9 protein-coding genes are annotated in these 18,272 nt (G+C 39.3%); 6 read left to right on the top strand and 3 right to left on the bottom strand.

The annotated features are described in order from the left end of the window. The first annotated feature begins 23 nt into the window (after nt 1-23). Nucleotides 24-1,352, top strand: coding sequence for a hemolysin family protein (locus RMY16_RS19305; protein ID WP_322737774.1), 1,329 nt, complete (start codon nt 24-26; stop codon nt 1,350-1,352). Between the two features lie 325 nt (nt 1,353-1,677). Here the strand turns inward: RMY16_RS19305 and RMY16_RS19300 are convergent, their stop codons facing one another. From RMY16_RS19300 to RMY16_RS19290, 3 genes are all read right to left on the bottom strand, one after another. Then, nucleotides 1,678-2,859 (bottom strand): aldo/keto reductase, encoded by a 1,182-nt coding sequence (locus RMY16_RS19300; RefSeq protein ID WP_322737773.1) that lies wholly within the window; start codon nt 2,857-2,859, stop codon nt 1,678-1,680. Nucleotides 2,860-3,161: 302 nt separating this feature from the next. Further along, on the bottom strand, nt 3,162-9,137 hold the full coding sequence (locus RMY16_RS19295) for a non-ribosomal peptide synthetase (protein ID WP_322737772.1): 5,976 nt from the start codon (nt 9,135-9,137) through the stop codon (nt 3,162-3,164). Between the two features lie 294 nt (nt 9,138-9,431). Next, on the bottom strand, nt 9,432-9,773 hold the full coding sequence (locus RMY16_RS19290) for a hypothetical protein (RefSeq protein ID WP_322737771.1): 342 nt from the start codon (nt 9,771-9,773) through the stop codon (nt 9,432-9,434). 1,509 nt (nt 9,774-11,282) lie between these two features. On the opposite strand from RMY16_RS19290, the gene RMY16_RS19285 reads away from it, so the two are divergent. The 5 genes from RMY16_RS19285 (at nt 11,283) to RMY16_RS19265 (ending at nt 18,270) form a co-directional block, all read left to right on the top strand. Next, nucleotides 11,283-12,725: a sugar transferase gene (locus tag RMY16_RS19285; RefSeq protein ID WP_322737770.1), complete on the top strand. Its 1,443-nt coding sequence runs from the start codon at nt 11,283-11,285 to the stop codon at nt 12,723-12,725. 232 nt (nt 12,726-12,957) lie between these two features. Then, the gene (locus tag RMY16_RS19280; protein WP_322737769.1) at nt 12,958-14,391 is read left to right on the top strand and encodes an oligosaccharide flippase family protein; all 1,434 of its coding nucleotides are present in this window, start codon (nt 12,958-12,960) and stop codon (nt 14,389-14,391) included. A gap of 80 nt (nt 14,392-14,471) precedes the next feature. Continuing rightward, nucleotides 14,472-15,569, top strand: a complete 1,098-nt coding sequence (locus RMY16_RS19275) for a glycosyltransferase family 4 protein (protein ID WP_322737768.1) — start codon at nt 14,472-14,474, stop codon at nt 15,567-15,569. A 17-nt stretch (nt 15,570-15,586) separates the two neighbouring features. Next, the gene (locus tag RMY16_RS19270) at nt 15,587-16,801 is read left to right on the top strand and encodes an O-antigen ligase family protein (RefSeq protein WP_322737767.1); all 1,215 of its coding nucleotides are present in this window, start codon (nt 15,587-15,589) and stop codon (nt 16,799-16,801) included. A 272-nt stretch (nt 16,802-17,073) separates the two neighbouring features. Beyond that, nucleotides 17,074-18,270, top strand: coding sequence for a glycosyltransferase family 4 protein (locus RMY16_RS19265; RefSeq protein WP_322737766.1), 1,197 nt, complete (start codon nt 17,074-17,076; stop codon nt 18,268-18,270). The last annotated feature ends 2 nt before the right edge of the window (nt 18,271-18,272 follow it).

Raw genomic sequence — 18,272 nt, 5'->3', positions numbered from 1 at the left:
TCTGATAAGCGGCAATTTTAAACATGTCCTCCATCACTTTTGAAATTTTAATCATTTTGGTGCTAATTATTGCCAATGGCGTGTTTTCTATGTCTGAGATGGCGATTGTCTCGGCACGGAAAGTAAGGTTACAACAGCTTGCTAATCAAGGGGATGCCAAGGCAATGGCAGCATTGAAATTAGCAGAGTCTCCAAATCATTTCCTGTCAACCGTTCAAGTGGGTATTTCCCTCATCGGTATCCTAACTGGTGCTTTTGGAGGAGCAACAATTGCCAACCGACTGGCAGTCTATGTGCGACTTGTACCCTTTTTAGCACCTTATAGTGAACCGATATCTTTTGGAATAGTTGTTTTGATCATTACCTATTTGTCACTGATTGTTGGCGAATTAGTACCAAAGCGTCTGGCATTAAACAACCCAGAAAGAATTGCATCGACTGTAGCTATTCCAATGCGTGCCTTATCGGCGATCGCTTCGCCAATGGTATATTTATTAAGTGCTTCTACAGATTTGATCTTACGAGTGCTGGGAATTACAGCTTCTACCGAGCCGCAAGTCACCGAAGAAGAAATTAAAATCTTAATTGAGCAAGGCACTGAGGCGGGAACCTTTGAGGAAGCTGAACAGGATATGGTAGAGCGAGTCTTTCGTTTAGGCGATCGCCCTGTCAGCTACTTGATGACACCCCGTCCCGATATCGTTTGGCTAGACTTAGACGACTCTCCCGAAGAAAATCGCCAAAAAATGGTTGATAGTGCTTATTCACGATATCCAGTTTGTCAGGGGGGACTTGACAATGTGCTGGGTGTTATCCCTGTCACCGACTTATTAGCCAGGAGTTTCCGAGGGGAACCACTAGATTTAACGATCGGATTGCGACAGCCCGTATTTGTGCCAGAAAGCACCCGTGGCTTGAAAGTTTTGGAATTGTTCAAGCAAACTATCACTCACATGGCGTTGGTAGTGGATGAATACGGCGTGATTCAAGGATTAGTTACTCTCAACGACATCATGAGTGAAATCGTGGGTGACGTTCCTTCAACGGATGGGCAGGATCAACCACAAGCTGTACAACGCGAAGATGGTTCCTGGCTTTTGGATGGGATGTTGCCTGTAGAAGAGTTTTTGGAACTTTTTGGGATGGAAGAGTGGGAATCTGAGGAACGTGGCAGTTATCAAACATTAGGCGGTTTTGTGATTACCCATTTAGGTCGTATTCCTACCGCAGCAGATCATTTTGAATGGCAAAGTATGCGAATTGAAGTGATGGATATGGATGGTAATCGCGTTGATAAGGTGCTAGTCGTACCGAAGGCAGTTAAATCAGCAGATACGAAAAAAGCTGATTAGGATTGGGCATAGTAGTTCCGAGTTCCGAGTTCTGAGTAAATATAAGTGAGATTTCCCACTCAGCACTCAGCACTCATGACTCATCACTCCTAAAGGGCATTGGGCATTGATAATTATTAGACCTTTTGCAAAAATATATTTTTGCACTCTTAGGGAAAAGGGAAAAGGTTAAAGGGAAAGGATTTTGACTTTTTTTACCCTTTTCCCCTGCCCCTTATCCCCAGAGGGGGCCCCACCTTCCCCTTTACCCCGACAAATGCCAAGAAGTCTATTGTTTACTATTTCCCATACGCCATAATAGCCAATGCCCTATTTATGCAATTTATCAAGTGCGAGATAAACGTTTTACTTCTTCACCCGCCAACAAATGATGAGCTTGTGCCAAAAGTTGGGGGATTTTATCGGCGTAGGGATGACGAGCGAGACATTGCCGCAAGTCTAATTCATCTAGCCGGTCAGCTTTGTTGCCGGGGAACCAGTGGCCGCCATTGCCAAGCAGGTTGTAGCGCATTTTAGCGAAGTCTACTAAGTTGTAGGCGATCGCTAAATTACGCAGCCACAAAATCACCCGAATATTTACCTCACCAGGGGTTTCGTCAAAGGTTGGTAGATTTGTTTCCCAGGATTTTACCCAATCTTCTCCCAAAGTAGCGATCGCTTCTGATTCCAATCTTGCTAAAATTGGCGGCAAAATTTCTGATGCTTGATCTAGTAATTCTAAAGTCTTCAGGTGTTCGTCAAAATCTTGTGGTTTTGCTGCTCCCAAACTCAGGGTATGTACCTCTTGATGGCTCAAACAAAACAAATCATTAAACACCATTGGACTCAAGGGAGCGCAAAGATTTACTAATTTTTGGGGAGGCTCATACAACAAACCTCCTTTATTAGATGGACTAATAATAAATACCCCCATATCCTGGCGTTTAGCTGCTTCGATTGCTGCCCAATTCCATTGATTAATGTAGTACCAGTGCAGGTTCACGTAATCAAATTGATTGGTATTAATTGTCTGCACAATCATATCTGTCGAGCCGTGTGTGGAAAAGCCAATAAATCTAACTTTTCCCTCTGCTCGCAACTGCTGCGCTACTTCCAAACAGCCGCCGGGACGGATGCTGTCATCTAACGACTCAGGATGATTGATACCGTGCAACCCTAAAAGGTCAACATAATCTAGTTGGAGATTTTTCAAGGATTGTTCAAATGTCTCCCGGAATTCCTTCGCATCTGCCTTTGGGTTGACTTTTGTCTGAACAATCAACTTTTTGCGGGGAAACTTGGGTAATATTCTCCCCAATTGCATTTCAGAAGTGCCATAACCACGGGCAGTTTCAATATGATTAATTCCAACTTCGACTGCCTTTCTAATAGTCGCTTCCAGATTCGCCTGGTTATCAGCAGGAATTTCATGATTGGGAACATCCTCCCATTTGAACTGATATCTCATGCCACCGCAGGAAAACACTGGCATCTGTAATTCTGTGCGCCCAAATCTTCTATATAGCATCAGTGGATTGTGGATTGCTTGCCAACTTAAAATCTAACAACGATAGTCATTCCAGCTATTAGTGCCACAATCATTCCCTCTGTTCAATCTGTGACACTAGCAATATTCATCGCATTCTTAAATCGGTCAGGTCTTTTGGTTATTGGATTTTTACCAATATTCCAGTTCCACAGAATAATTATCTCACTCTAGTTACCACTAGCAAGCATTTTTCTATTATTATTTCAAGTTTAGACCATGAAATGGCAAAACAACCCAGCAGTCCTGAGTTGTGCGAAGGTGAACTAACAAAAAAGTTCAAATTAATTTTTTGCAATCTGAGATTGCGCCTGAGTTAAGCAATTTCTCAATTTTTCAGCTAATACTTGTACATGGGGTTCTTTAAGTATGTCAAGGTGAGATCCGGGAAGGTAATGAATATCTAATCCTCCAACTACTACCTCGTCCCAGCCGAATTGAGGAGCGTATTCTGTGCCTATAGCTTCGTCCCGATTTTGATCCTCTGTCCGCAAAAGAATAGCTCCACCAAGGTAAGGTGAAAAAATATAATCACTAAGGGCTTGAGTGTTAGTATCTATAACCTTTAAATGCTTGTCAGTTTCAGGTACATGAAGTACGTCTTCCAAGTAACGGTTATATGTATTTTGCAGTTCTCGCTTACGCCAATAACTCCATCTCACAACCTTTTTCCAAACGTAGTTAGGCCCTTGTTGAACAATATTATTTAAATGCAAAAAAACTCGCTTCAGAAATGGCGCTTGCCAGCTATAACCTATACGGCAACTATCAAGCATAACTAAAATGCCAATTTGTTCGCCTTGCTTATAGAGTTGCCGGGCCATCTCGAAGGCAACTGTACCCCCAAAGGAATAACCTCCGAGAAAATAAGGGCCATGAGGTTGAAGGGTTTGAATTTCTTGAATGTAGTGCGCTGCCATATCTTCAATGCGGGTATGGAGAGGGTGTTTTTCATCTAGCCCTCGTGGTTGCAATCCGTAAAACGGTTGTTCTGTCCCCAGATGCAATGCCAATTCACGGAAACATAAGACTTCTCCACCCAGCCCGTGAATACAGAAAAAAGGTGGCTTGGAGCCGTTAGGTTGAATTTCTACTAGGGATGACCAGCTAGATTTTGACTGATTTAAGGTATTTACTAAAACCGAGTTTGTTGTTAAATCTTCTTCTTGACAGATTATTTTGGCTAGAGCTTCTACAGTCCCTGACTGGAAAAGAATAGCAAGAGGCAGGTTTTTATTAAATGTCTTTTCAATTTGCCAAAACAGTTTTACTGCTAGGATAGAATGTCCTCCTAGCTCGAAGAAATTATCTCTAACACCAATCGGCTGGACACCTAAAATTTGTTCCCAAATCTGGGTTAATTGACGTTCCACTTGATTGCGGGGAGCAACAAAGCTGGCTTCTGGCTCTTGCCTCGATAAGTCTGGTGCTGGTAGAGCGCGGCGGTCTACCTTGCCGTTGGGAGTTAAGGGCATGGTGTCCAGCACGACAAAAGCCGAAGGTAGCATGTACTGTGGCAATTTTGTCGAGAGGAAGCTACGGATATCAGTAATTGCAATTGCTGAGTCTTGATTCGGTATAATATAAGCCACCAAACGTCGATCGCCAAGAACATCTTCACGAGCAATTACTACAGTCTGGAGTACATCTGGGTGTTGGGCTAACACCGTTTCAATTTCCCCTGGCTCAATGCGTATCCCCCGGATCTTGACTTGATGATCTTGGCGACCGAGAATTTCTAGAGAGCCATCTGGACGATAGCATCCGCGATCGCCTGTATAATAAAGCAAATCCTGGCGATCGTTCCGAAAAGGGTTCTTGACAAATCGAGAACGGTTTTCTTGCTGGGCATTGATATAGCCCAAACTGCGGAATGGAGTTCGGATTACAATCTCGCCTGGTTCCCCAATACCGCATGGTTGATGATTTGGTGTGAAAACTAGTGCTTGGGTTTGAGGCAACGGTAATCCTACTGGCTGTACACCAGGGTTACACTCAACAGGTACTCGGTAATAACATTTCGCCAAGGTTGTCTCTGTCGGACCGTAAAGATTAACTATTTCACCAGATTCAGGAAAAGCATCCCGCCAGCGAACTACAAGGGTTTCTTTCAGAGGTTCTCCAGCCAAGAATAACCAGCGTAAGTTACGTAAAGATACTCCTGACGGCACATTCGCTAACCATAATTGAGCCAGCGAAGGAACTGTATGGAGTACAGAAATTTGCTCATTTTCCAAGTAACGCAGAATTCGAGTCGGTTCTAAGTTATACTCTTCTTCTGGCAAGCATAGGGTTGCACCACTAGTTAAAGGTAAAAAGATATCTCTAAGAACGACATCAAAAGAAAGACCAGTTAATTGGGCAATGCGGTCTTGCTGATTAATTTCAAAAGTCTGTTGCTGCCAGTTCAGAAAATGCGCCAACCCTTTATGACACCCCAGCACCCCTTTGGGCACACCAGTAGTGCCGGAAGTAAAGAAAATATAAGCTGCATCGTCGTCAGCGATTTCAGGTAGATTTACTGCTTCAATACTCTTTTGGGAATTTATAGCTTCTCCTGTGTCTCGGTTGACACAGATGCTAGTTAAAGGCTCCCCTATCTTGTCGTCTTCTGGACGCTGACCATCAATATATAATATGTATTTAGCTTTAGCTTCCTGTAGCATTAGGCGCTGGCGTTGGCTGGGAAGTTTCGGATCGAGGGTGAGTAGCACACCACCACTCAAGAGTACGCCTAGCATACTGGCAATTAGCCCAAAGCTGCGTGTACCATATACGGCTACGACATCTCCCCGCTCTACTCCGTGAGATAACAAAACCTGTGCTAAGGTTTGAGCGATTTTGCCCAATTCCCCATAATTCCAAGTGCGAATTCCTTGACGAAGTGATGAATGTTCTGGGGTACGGTTTACCCAAGAGGTAAACATTGTTGTCGTCAACTGATACTGTGGTTCTGGTAAAACCGCCCTTGGTTCTGGCAGCAAAAGTTGCGCTTTTGGTGTCACCAGAGAATATAAACTAATTTTCCTCTCTGGAGCAGCAACAATTTGATTTAGCAAGTGATGGAATTGATGAAGCATTTCCATCATCCGTTCTGAAGTAAACAGAGCGGTGTTGTAAACTAAATCAAGTTGGATTCCTTGATTTTGTTCTGTAACGTAAAGGGTTAAGTCGAACTTAGAAGCTGTTTCTAGGATCGAGACTGGTTCGATAGCCACTCCAGGTAGTTCTAGTTGGATGTCCCTTAAGTTGAGCATATTAAACCACACTTGAAACAGTGGGTTACGACTGGTATCTCGCTCTGGTTGCAGTTCTTCTACCAGCTTCTCGAAGGGCATATCTTGATGGGCATAAGCAGCTAATGCCATCTGGCGAACTCGATTTAGCACTGAACGAAAACTGGGGTTGTCGGCAAAATCAGTCCGTAAAACAACGGTGTTAATAAAAAATCCAATTAACTCTTCAATCTCAGAACGGTTACGTCCGGCAATGGGAGAACCGATAAGAATGTCTTCTTGCCCAGTATAGCGGTGCAGTATTGTCCCAAAAGCTGCCAACAATGTCATGAATAGAGTGACACCCTCCTGATGCGAGAGTTCTGTGAGTGATGCACTCAAAGTCTGCGGTAGCATCAGAGATTCGGCTGCTCCTTGGTAAGTTTGCACTGGTGGCCGTGGTCGGTCGGTGGGCAATTCCAGTACAGTATTAGCACCTGCTAATTGGGTTTTCCAATAGTTAATTTGACTGGAAAGCACCTCACCTGATAGCCATTGGTGCTGCCACACAGCAAAATCCGCATACTGAATGGGCAATTTTGCTAATGGGGAAGGCTTATTACTCAAAAAGGTTTTATAAAGCGCTATTAACTGCTGCCAGAGAATACCAATTGACCAACCATCTGAAGCGATGTGGTGCATCATTAACAAGAGTATATGCTCCTGTTCGTCTACCTGGAGCAAAGTAGCACGCAGCATCAAGTCAGATTCTAAGTTAAAGGGGCGTTGCACCTCTTGATTAAGGAGAAATTCTACTTGGTCTTTTGTTACCTTAATAATTTTGAGTTCCACTGGCCGAGGCGTACCAATTACTTGTATGGGGCTACCATCAGGTGATGTAATAAAGTTGGTTCGCAATGCCTCATGATGGACAACGATCGCATCTAGTGACTTTTGCAATACACCCACATTTAACTTGCCCGTTAAGCGCTGTGCATTGGAGACAATATATGCTGCGCTGTTAGGTTCCAACTGCTCCAAAAACCAGACTCGCTGTTGGGCAAAGGATAAAGGGGCTGACTTGCGGTTTGCTATTTGAGGAATGGTCTGATTTTGGGGATCGTTTTCTGGAGTTTGGTTTTGAGCGTTCCTGCTTCGGGTTGCCGTAGGCATCGCTTGAGCTAAAGTAGCGATCGTGGGATTCTCAAATAATAGTTGCAACGGTATTTCTATTTGAAAAGCTTGGCGAACTCTCGACATCACTTGAGTGGCCAGCAGTGAATGGCCTCCCAATTCAAAAAAATTGTCGTGGATGCCTACTTGCTCCAAACACAAAACTTTCGCCCAAATGCCAGCTAAGACTATTTCTATCGAATTCTGAGGTGGAACAAAGTTAGTTGACAGCTTAATATCAGATGTATCCGGTGCAGGTAAGGCGCGGCGGTCTATTTTACCGTTGGGATTTAATGGTAGGGTGTCCAAAAATACAAAGAAAGCAGGCACCATGTATTCTGGCAACCGAGCTTCCAAAAAGCGACGCAATTCAGCCTGACTAAGAATTTGCTCTGGACTGGCAACAATATATGCCACGAGTCGCTTGTCCCCAGACACATCTTCTCTGGCTATGACTAAAGTCTGCGTCAGTGCCGGATGTTGAGCTAGTATGGCTTCAATTTCTCCTAATTCAATTCGGAAGCCACGTATTTTAACTTGGTGGTCAATCCGACCAAGGAACTCGATATTACCATCGCTCAAATAACGTGCTAAGTCCCCAGTTTTGTAAAGGCGTGCCCCAGGTTCAGAGCTAAAGGGGTTAAAAATAAACTTCTCTGTGGTCAATTCTGGACGGTTAAGATAGCCTCGCGCTAGACCAATACCGCCAATGTGCAGTTCACCTGATTCACCAACAGGCACTGGCTGCAAATTGTCATCGAGGATGTGAATCTCTGCATTGGTAATCGGACGACCAATAGGTGCTATAGCATAATTAGTACCGCGCTGGCAACTCCAGAAAGTGGTATCAATGGAAGCTTCTGTTGGGCCATAGCAATTATGTAAAACATTGTCCAAATTCAGTTGGGCAAAGAAGCGTTCTATAAGTTCCCCAGGTAAAGCTTCACCACCGCAGGTAATGTGTTTGATGAATCGGCAATTCTCAATTCCCCTTTCTTCCAATAAGACACGCAGTATGGAAGGTACTAAAGCCAGGACGGTGATTTGCTGCTCAGTAATTACCTTCACAAGGTAAGCAGTGTCTTGATGTCCACCAGGCCGAGCTATGAACAATTGCCCCCCAAAGCACAATGGCCAGAATATCTGCCACACTGAGGGATCGAAGCTAAAAGAAATAGTCAGTAAAACTTTGTCTGCGTGAGTTAATCCAAAAGTTGTTTGCTTCCAGTGGAGTTGATTGCAGATACCACGGTGAGGGATCATTACACCCTTGGGCTGTCCTGTAGAACCAGATGTGTAGATTACGTAGATGAGGTTATCAGCCGTAGTTTGATTTACAGGATTTTCTTGACTGTTTTGAATATTCCCTTGCCAATCTAAGTCCAGACAAACCACTTGTGCCTGATGTGGTGGTAAGTTCTTGACTAATTTTTCTTGGGTTAACAATACTGGTGTCTGGGTGTCTTCCAAAATAAAAGCTAAACGTTCTGAGGGATATGCTGGATCTAAAGGCACATAAGCGCCTCCAGCTTTGAGAATGCCTAGTAGTCCTACAATCATCTCTAAGGAGCGCTCTAGGCATATACCTACAAGTACTTCTGGCCCAACGCCTAAAGCACGTAGGTGGTGCGCTAGTTGATTCGCCCGCTGGTTTAACTGTTGATAAGTAAGTTGTGTATTTTCACATACTACAGCAATTGCTTGGGGCGATCGCTCTACTTGCATCTCAAACATTTGATGAATGCACAGATCCTGATGATGAACTACTTGGGTGTCATTCAATTCTTGTAACACTTGAGTGCCGATGATGTTAGTTAAGGTATTTAAGGTAATATTTTGCTTATATTCTGATGTTTGACTATTTATCTGCATTTTCTATATTAAGGCCAGTGGGCATAAAATAATTAAATATGAGAACGCAAATTATTAAAGGTTTATGACTAAAAAAAGATGTGAGCAAATACAGCCCCCAATCTATAAAAAATGAGCAGAATACTATTAATTCTCACATAACCAACATATAGCAGTTTTGAATGATACACGCTAACAGCACACAGGTATGTTGTGCGTCCCTACTAATTGTTTTGACTCCAAGCAATTGCAAACTGTTATAATACTTACTAAACTCAAAAGTTGCTATTTAGCTTTCAACTATTACCAGTAACTTCATTTCAGCATTGAGAAGAGGTTGATGATAATTTTTTTGAGATCTGGTACAGGTTTTGCACCTACAATAACTTTGTAGATTTTTGCATAGCAGTTGCTCGAAAAATTATCAATAATTCTTGTTTTAAACACAGTAAGACTATAGGTTCTAGCAAAGCCTTCATATACACCCCATCCAGCCAAGCTTGCAGCTGTATTGTCAAAAATTGTGATTGCTTTGTCAACATTGGACTTCTGAATCCGTTTATTATTCCAGATTTCTACATATTCGTTAGTTAGAATATAGTGGGGGACAAGTTTACTGCCCACTTTCAATAAATTTAATGCCTCTTTGATATCCAAAACGTCTTTAAAATGCTCAAAAGGATGATAGTAGCTAATTTAATCTAAGGATTTATCCGGGAGAAGGATCTCATCAATAGAATCACTAATCTACTTAATTCCATCTATAATTTTTCCGTCCAATAAAGAGTCTTGACAGTCAGCAGTCAATTTAAATTCTGAAACTGTCATTAAAGCTTTTATATATTATTCAGCTTTTTCACCATCAGCAACATCTAATATTTAATCACCTTCTTTCAACTCTAATCAGAGCCATTGTCGTCAAGTATTCAAGTGGCTTGGAATGGATGTAACCAAGCTAATTATATATGACCAATACATCTGAATTTACAAAATGCCTATAATCCTTTCCAGAAAAATATAAATTAATTGTTTATTTATATTTGTGCTTTTTTATTTCCGAATCATTTTTTGAGCGTAATACTTTTATTTAGATGCAAATTTGTCAGTAGACGCCACTTGTTATTGTTGAAAAATTGCCCAATATATCTTCTATTATATCTAATTTACTAGTCACCATACTTTCACCCCATGTTTTATTGATTGAAATGAAACTTTTAATTGCGATTGAATCCAAAAGATCAAATTTCTGTTTTACCAAATAAACACAAGCACTTACACACAATTATAAAATTACATTATCCTATTGCAGGAAAATATACTGAATGAAAAATAGGTTTTACAAAATCTTCATTTTGTATGTAATTATATAAAATTAATGTAAAGTCGTAATATTATTTTTTTGAAGAATTTAGATGAACTTTATAAGATAAAACTCAACTACGTTTGTAACATCAGTTTTCTGCTCTAAACTACAGTCTCGTCGTTAAGGTTACTGCCCTTTTAAGACTTCATTTAGAAATGTCTATGAAACTGACTCAAATTTAACCATAAATATTCAGCAATGTAAAGTTTTATTACAAATATCAAATTTTTGATGCGTTTTGTTATAAATTCTGTATAGTTTTTGTTAATCAGTAATTATGCTTAAAATAAATAAATGCAATAAGACAACTTTATATTCAAAGCCGAATTAGTCTAAATAAATATGCTAGAGTAATTTCTGAGGTGATGTTAATCATTCTATACCTCCAAGAGGTGAAACTCTCCAAGATATCTGCGATATCCTTAATTAATTCAAGCTGATGTATCAGTAACCTCAAAAATTATAATATTTTTATTTTGCCTACTTGCTTAATTATTAGCAGTCAGGAGTTTTGTTTAACTGCTAATTTAAATTGACCAACAAAACCTTTTTTTATTAATTTTTTACAAGACTAAAATGTGATTATTAAGCTGATATCAAAGCTAAGTATCTCGGTAGTAAAAGGCACTCAAACCCTCCCTGGAGGATGCTTTTGATAAAGAACTTAAAGTTACTCCCAAGAAAATGGTTAAGACTAGACTAAAAAGCCAAAGTTTTTTTGTAAATAAAAATAGTGAGATACCCAAATTGTCTTGTATATTTAAGCTTTTATCAAATTTTACCTACACCAAGTGTTCCTAACTATGAGTAATCAAAGCATTACAACAAATAAATTCAGTGAAGTGCCTTTAGATTTACGTGCATCGACATTTGTCACGGTACGTAAGGGTTCGTGGTGGTTGAGATTAACAACATTATTCTTAGTAGACTGTACCCTTTTATTTGTAGCTTGGGTGTTAGCAGCACATCAATCTACCTATGGACATTTTTCTTGGTATGTACCAAGTCATTATTTACCAATTTTAACAGCTATTGGAATTCAAATAGGATCTCTAGCTATCGAAGGTATTTATCGAGAAGGTCACAAACGCTATGACTATTTCAATATTATAAAATCCCTAACTTTTGCTCATGGATTAATTCTTTTAGTTAGTTTTTTGTATAAACCAGTTATTGATATTACACGTCCGAGATTAATATTATTACCTTGGCTGTTAAGTATATTTTTTATTTGTACTGGTAGATACGCTGTAAATATTACTCTTGAATATCTACGCAAGCAGAAAAAAATAGTTCGTTCTTCTGTTTTCATTATTTGTGATCCTCAAGATCACGATCAGATTGCGAATTTTATAAAAAAAGAAAAGCATTACATTATATCTGGAACGGCGAATGCCAATTCACTAGACAGATATCAGCGTCAGCAAACATTGACTCAGCTTAATCAACTAGGAGTGACAGAAGTTTTTATATCTTGGGATGCGCTAAAAAATAGAATGTTTTTGTGCTGGTTATTTCAAGCATCTGGGATACAAGTACATATTTTACCAATGGAATTAAAACCAATTTATAAAAACGTACAATTCAACAAAATAGGTGGAATGCCTTGTCTGAGTTTGGATTGTCCGATAATTACAGGTAAAGATTTTTGGATAAAGCGTAGTTGTGATTTTTGTTTTGCGACTTTATTTGTAATGTTATTATTCCCGATTTATATAGCTATAGCTATAGCCATAAAACTTGACTCTCCAGGCACAGTATTCTACAGACAAACGCGTATAGGTTTACATGGTCAACAGTTTAAAGTATGGAAATTCAGAACGATGAGGTCTGATGCAGAAAAATTACAGAAAGAATTAGAAGCTTTAAATGAAACAAAAGATGGAATTATCTTTAAAATTAAAGATGATCCTCGCATTACCCGTGTTGGAAAATTTCTCCGTCGTTACAGTTTAGACGAATTACCTCAACTTTTTAACGTTATCCTTGGAGAAATGAGTATAGTAGGACCTCGCCCTTTACCTACCAGAGATGTTGAAAAGTTTTCTGAACACCATTTTATTCGACATGAAATCTTACCTGGTATTACAGGTCTTTGGCAAGTATCAGGTCGCTCAGATATTTTAGACTTTGAACAAGTCATTCATTTAGATATTAGCTATATCGAAAATTGGTCGCTTGGGTTAGACTTTGAAATTCTCCTTAAAACAGTTATGGTGGTTTTGAAAAAAGATGGTGCTTACTAACAGAAAAAATCCACAGCATGACAGCTAGGATTAGAGAATTTACTTTCCGTATCAATCTATTGCAGTATTCAGTTTAATTTATAGCGGATTAAATTTAGATTTTTCTACATTCATTATTGAGTAATTAGTTACTTGTTTTGTCTAGGGATGCTCAAGAAAAATCTATAAATGTCCGAAAAAAATTGTGGTGACTCAAAATGAAAGAATTAAGCTGAAGTAGGAATTATTAAGAATGGTAGAAAAGTACAAATTCATAAGTAATTCCTTCTCAATGATACTCAATCGGTTAGCACAAAGTGTTACAGCCTTTGTATTAACCGCTTCTATTGCTCGTACTCTAGGAGCTGAAGCTTTAGGGCAATATTTATTAGCATATTCCTATTATTTTATCTTTGTGGGCATTGCTTCACAAGGGCTAAAAACATTGTTTACTAGAGAACTAGCTCGTGAGCCAAAAAAAACACCAGTCTATTTAATCAGTGGTACTTGCCTACAGTTAATATTTAGTTTTTTCAGTTATGCGGCATTGGTGATTGTAGTATTTTTACTTCCCTATAGTTCCAAAACCTCGACTGTTTGTTACATAATGGGTTTAACGATCATCCCCTTTGCGCTTTCTAATATCACAGAGGCAATTTTTCAAGCGAAAGAAAAGATGCATCTGATTGCGATCGCTACAGTGCCAGTTTATATTTTACGCCTAATAATTATGATTTGGGCGATGCAACTAAAATATGAAATTGAATATTTGGGGGCAATCCTATTTTTCTCAGAAGCAATAATTTTGGCAATTGAATGGATTTTTATCGCTCGCTTAGTAAAAATAAAATGGCAAATTGATAGAACTTTTGTATTTAATACAATCAAAAGTGCGCGCACGTTTTTTGCTATTGAAGCAATAGCTGTAGTTAGTGGCAGAATTCAAATATTGATACTTTCATTGTTAGGAAATGAGTTTTTAGTAGGTTTATTTGGTGGAATAGCACAATTATTACAACCCTTTATGATTATTGCTAACAGTATAAGTTTAGCAATATTTCCAAGACTTTCAAAGGCAGTAGAGCAAGGACGGGAGAAGCAGAGGCAGATAGCTGAAAATATTATCGAAATCTTATTAATCATTGCATTACCCTTATATCTTGGAATCTTATTGTTTGGCAAAGAGTTACTAGTTTTTCTCTATAATGCTAGTTTTGCTGAAGCAAATTTAGCTCTTGTTATAAGTGCTGCATCACTCGTTTTTTTGCCGTTTACACGCTCACTAAGTTATTTACTTGTAGCCAATGGTTTCGAGATAGTAAACCTACGTGAAGTAGTTATTACCACTACATTAGGGAGCTTGGGAGGAGTGGTACTAGTTTCGCACTATCAGTTACTAGGTGCAGCTTTAATGGCATTATTAATGACTTTTTCTGGTTTTAGTCAGTATATTTATTTCACATATACTCGCCTATTTTCATTAAATTTATGGCGAATTGTGCGCCGACCATTAATAATAACTATTGTGATGCTACCTATATTAATATTATTACAAAAGCTTAGCTTAAACTTTATATTAACTCTAATTATTGCAACTTGTGTTTATGCTTTGTTTGTGATGTATTTAGGTATTCGTGCATTTGGAGGGTTTCGCTTTTTATGGTTAAAATTGTTAAGGTCGCAGTAATTAGTATCCGATAAATTATTATCATTAACTTACAAAAACTGATAAAATCAATAATTTAATAAGAGGGGATAATTTTAATTATGATTAAAGTTGTTTTATTACATTTTAGCTTTGAAGATTACACCATTGAATTAGCAAACAGTCTGGTTAAACATGTTGATTTAACACTAATTCACCCGGAAAAAGTCTCAAATGTCTGTAGCAGTGTTCTTGATCCCAGTATCCGCGTAATTAGCTTTAAAAAACCACGAATTCGTGACCCACGCAACCTATTGTCGATGTACGCGATGATGCGTATTATCAAAGACATTCAGCCGGATGTCTTGCATGTGCAAGAAACTAACGATCCTTGGTATGATTTGACTTTGTTTCTCAACAAAATGCCGCCATTGGTGACAACTATCCACGACGTATTCCGTCACCCAGGAGATAGCATGGCTGTATTCGGTTCAGAGTATACCAGGCGTATTGCCTTCTATCGTTCCCAACAATTGATTGTCCATACTCATCAACTCAAAAAGATTTTAACTGAACAATTTCGTATACCTCAAGAGCGAGTCAATGTTTTACCACATGGGGAACTTGGTAGTTTGTATCAGCGTCGGGGTAAGAAGAATAGTCAGACTCGTGAGCCAAATACATTACTATTTTTTGGACGCATCTGGCCTTACAAAGGATTGAAATATTTACTTCAGGCTATGCCTTTAATTGCTGAACGTATACCTGAAGTCAAGCTGATTATTGCTGGACGGGGAGAAAACATCAAACAATATTTTCCGAATGGTTATGATGAGAAACGCTACGAAATTATCAATGACTTTATTCCCCTTGAAGAAGTAAGTAATCTATTTCAACGCAGTACGGTAACAGTTCTACCATACATAGAAGCCTCTCAGAGTGGTGTGGCAGCTTTATCTTATGGGATGGGAACACTGGTTGTAGCCTCCGAAGTAGGGGGATTAAGTGAGATAATTCAGCATAAGAAAGATGGGTTGTTAGTTCCACCTTGTGATGTCCAATCTTTAGCTGATGCCATTATTTATTTGTTAAGCGATCGCGACTTACAGCAACGTATGCAAGCTGCGGCATTAGCTCGTTGTCAGGAAGATTTAAATTGGTCAAATATTGCCGCTCAAACAGCTCAAGTTTATTATAAAGAACTGACATATGCAAAATAAATATTAGTTAAACTATTATGAGAAAAATATTAATTTTTGCTGAACAGGGATTCACAATTGCTAGCTTACTGATGTATTCAGGGGCAATCTTTGTTCTCTTACTGTCAGGAGGAGCAGGACAGAGCGATTTAGTAGAATATGATAGCTCTGTGATCCGGATTATTTTTTCTTTCATCTACGCAGTTACATTAGTACTACTAGTTTTGCGTTGGAAAAAAACTCTTTATTTACTTAGTAAAGACTTTTTGCTTTATTCTTTAATTTTATTGGCAGCTGTTTCTATTCTTTGGTCTTTTGAACCATTAACAACATTAAAAAATAGTTTTTCCCTCATTAATTCCAGTTTATTTGGACTATATTTTGCTTCGCGATATAGCTTAAAACAGCAGTTACATTTACTTGCTTGGAACTTTGCAATTATTATAATACTTAGTTGCGTTTTTGCTATAGCCTTGCCTAAATACGGGATACAGAGCGATTTGGATGGCTCAAAGTGGCGTGGAGTATTTACGCACAAAAACGGTCTGGGAGCAAGGATGGTAACGAGTGGTATGACTTTTTTTATCCTTGGTTATCAAACTCAAAAACGTAGTTGGCTTTTCTGGGCAGGGTTTATCTTGTCAATACTACTCTTACGGCTTTCCGCTTCCGGTTCATCTTTGCTTAACCTATTAATGATATTATTGGCATTTTTTGCTTTTCAAATTTGGCGTTGGTCATACCAGTTCATGGTACCAACCTTAATAATGATGGCGACTATCAGCCAAAGTTTATATTTTTGGTTGTCTAGTAACGCGAAGGTCCTGTTCAGTGCAATTGGCAAAGATGCGACACTGACGGGTCGAACAGAGTTATGGCCATTAGTAATTGATAAGATTTGGAAACATCCTTGGCTTGGTTACGGTTATGGTGGATTCTGGCAAGGATGGAATGGCGAATCTGCCGATATTTGGCTTGGAGCTGCATGGACGCCAACCCACCCCCACAATGGCTATCTGGCTCTTTGCCTAGATTTGGGCCTTTTAGGATTAGGGATATTCTTTTTAGGATTTTGGCGCAGTTATCTGCAAGGATTTGCTTGGGTGCGTAGTAATAAAACAGCATTCGATATTTGGCCACTTATACACATGACATATATAGTTTTATCTAGTCTCACTGAGTCTAACTTAGTAGAATCAAATAGTTTGACTTGGATACTCTATGTGGCGGCATCTCTCTCAGTTAGAATGTAAAAATCAGATGATTAATCAATATAAATGTAACCAGCTAGTAACGGCAAAACTGATAGATATTATGATGTAGATATACATATTGATTGTTCAACCCAGTTTTGACAAGGATGACTATAGGTTACATAAATAAGGTATATTTTAGACTTGACAAGTGAGTGTTTTACTAAAATAACGTTTCAGATTTCCCCTACCTATCACCCATAAATTATGGGTTTTGACCATTTTACTGAGTGAATAATTACTTACGAAACTAATTAAAAATTGAAATTATTATGGCATCACCGAAGAAAGTACTAATTATCGTTGAAAATCTTCCAGTTCCCTTTGATAGACGGGTATGGATGGAAGCAACTACTTTGCAAAAAGCTGGGTATGAAGTTAGCGTAATTTCACCTACAGGTAATGGCTTTGATAAAGATTACGAAATTATTGAGCAGATTCACATTTACCGTCATCCCCTACCAGCGGAAGAAAGTTCTGTCGTTGGTTATCTCCGAGAGTACAGTTGGGCGATTAACTGGCAATTCCGTCTAGCTCAAAGGGTATGGCGAGAGCGTGGTTTTGATGTCATACACATTTGTAATCCGCCCGATTTACTTTTTTTGGTAGCAGCATGGTTTAAATTATTTCATGGTATATCTATTATCTTCGATCATCATGACCTCAGTCCGGAAATGTATGAAGCTAAGTATCGGCGGCGCGATATTTTTTATCATGGATTACGCTGGGCTGAACGCTTGACCTATGCCACAGCAGATATGGTAATTTCAACGAACGAGTCACACCGAGAGGTGGCTCTTAAGCGTGGGCACAAAAAACCAGAGAAAGTATTTGTAGTTCGTAGTGCGCCGGATCTTTCGCGCTTTCGCCGAATGCCTCCAAACCCGAATTACCGTAGAGGTAGAAACTATTTGATAGGTTACATGGGTGTCATGGGAGAGCCAGAGGGTATTGATTATCTCTTAAGAATGGTATATTACATTGTCCACAAAAAAAATCGCTCTGATATTCACTTTATGCTAATTGGTAGTGGACCTATGGCAGAAAAGCTCAAGGACTTATCTAAAGAGTTAGAAGTGAATGAGTTTGTAGAATTTACAGGGTTTAAGCAAGGTGAAGAACTTTTAGAGCGGCTTTCCAGCTGCGATGTTTGTGTAGAGCCTTCTCCAACATCTGCTTATAACGAAAATTGCACGATGAATAAAATTCTTGAATACATGGCAATGGGAAAAGCAATTGTCCAGTTTGATTTGCGGGAGGGAAGACGTTCTGCACAAGAAGCATCTCTTTATGCCAAGCCTAACGATGAGGTAGAATTTGCCGAGAAAATTCTGGAACTTCTAGATTCTCCTGAACGCAGAGAAAAGCTCGGAGCAGAGGGGCGACGCAGAATGGAGGAGATTCTTGAATGGCAATATCAAGCTCCAAAACTGTTAGATGCTTACGATAAAGTTTGGCAAAATAGGTAGCT

Origin of the sequence: Nostoc sp. DedQUE12b (assembly GCF_034530835.1) — a bacterium.
In the GTDB taxonomy this organism is placed as follows: Bacteria; Cyanobacteriota; Cyanobacteriia; order Cyanobacteriales; family Nostocaceae; genus Nostoc.
The sequence above is the reverse complement of the archived record's forward strand: the minus strand, read 5'-3'. Positions and strand labels throughout refer to the sequence as shown.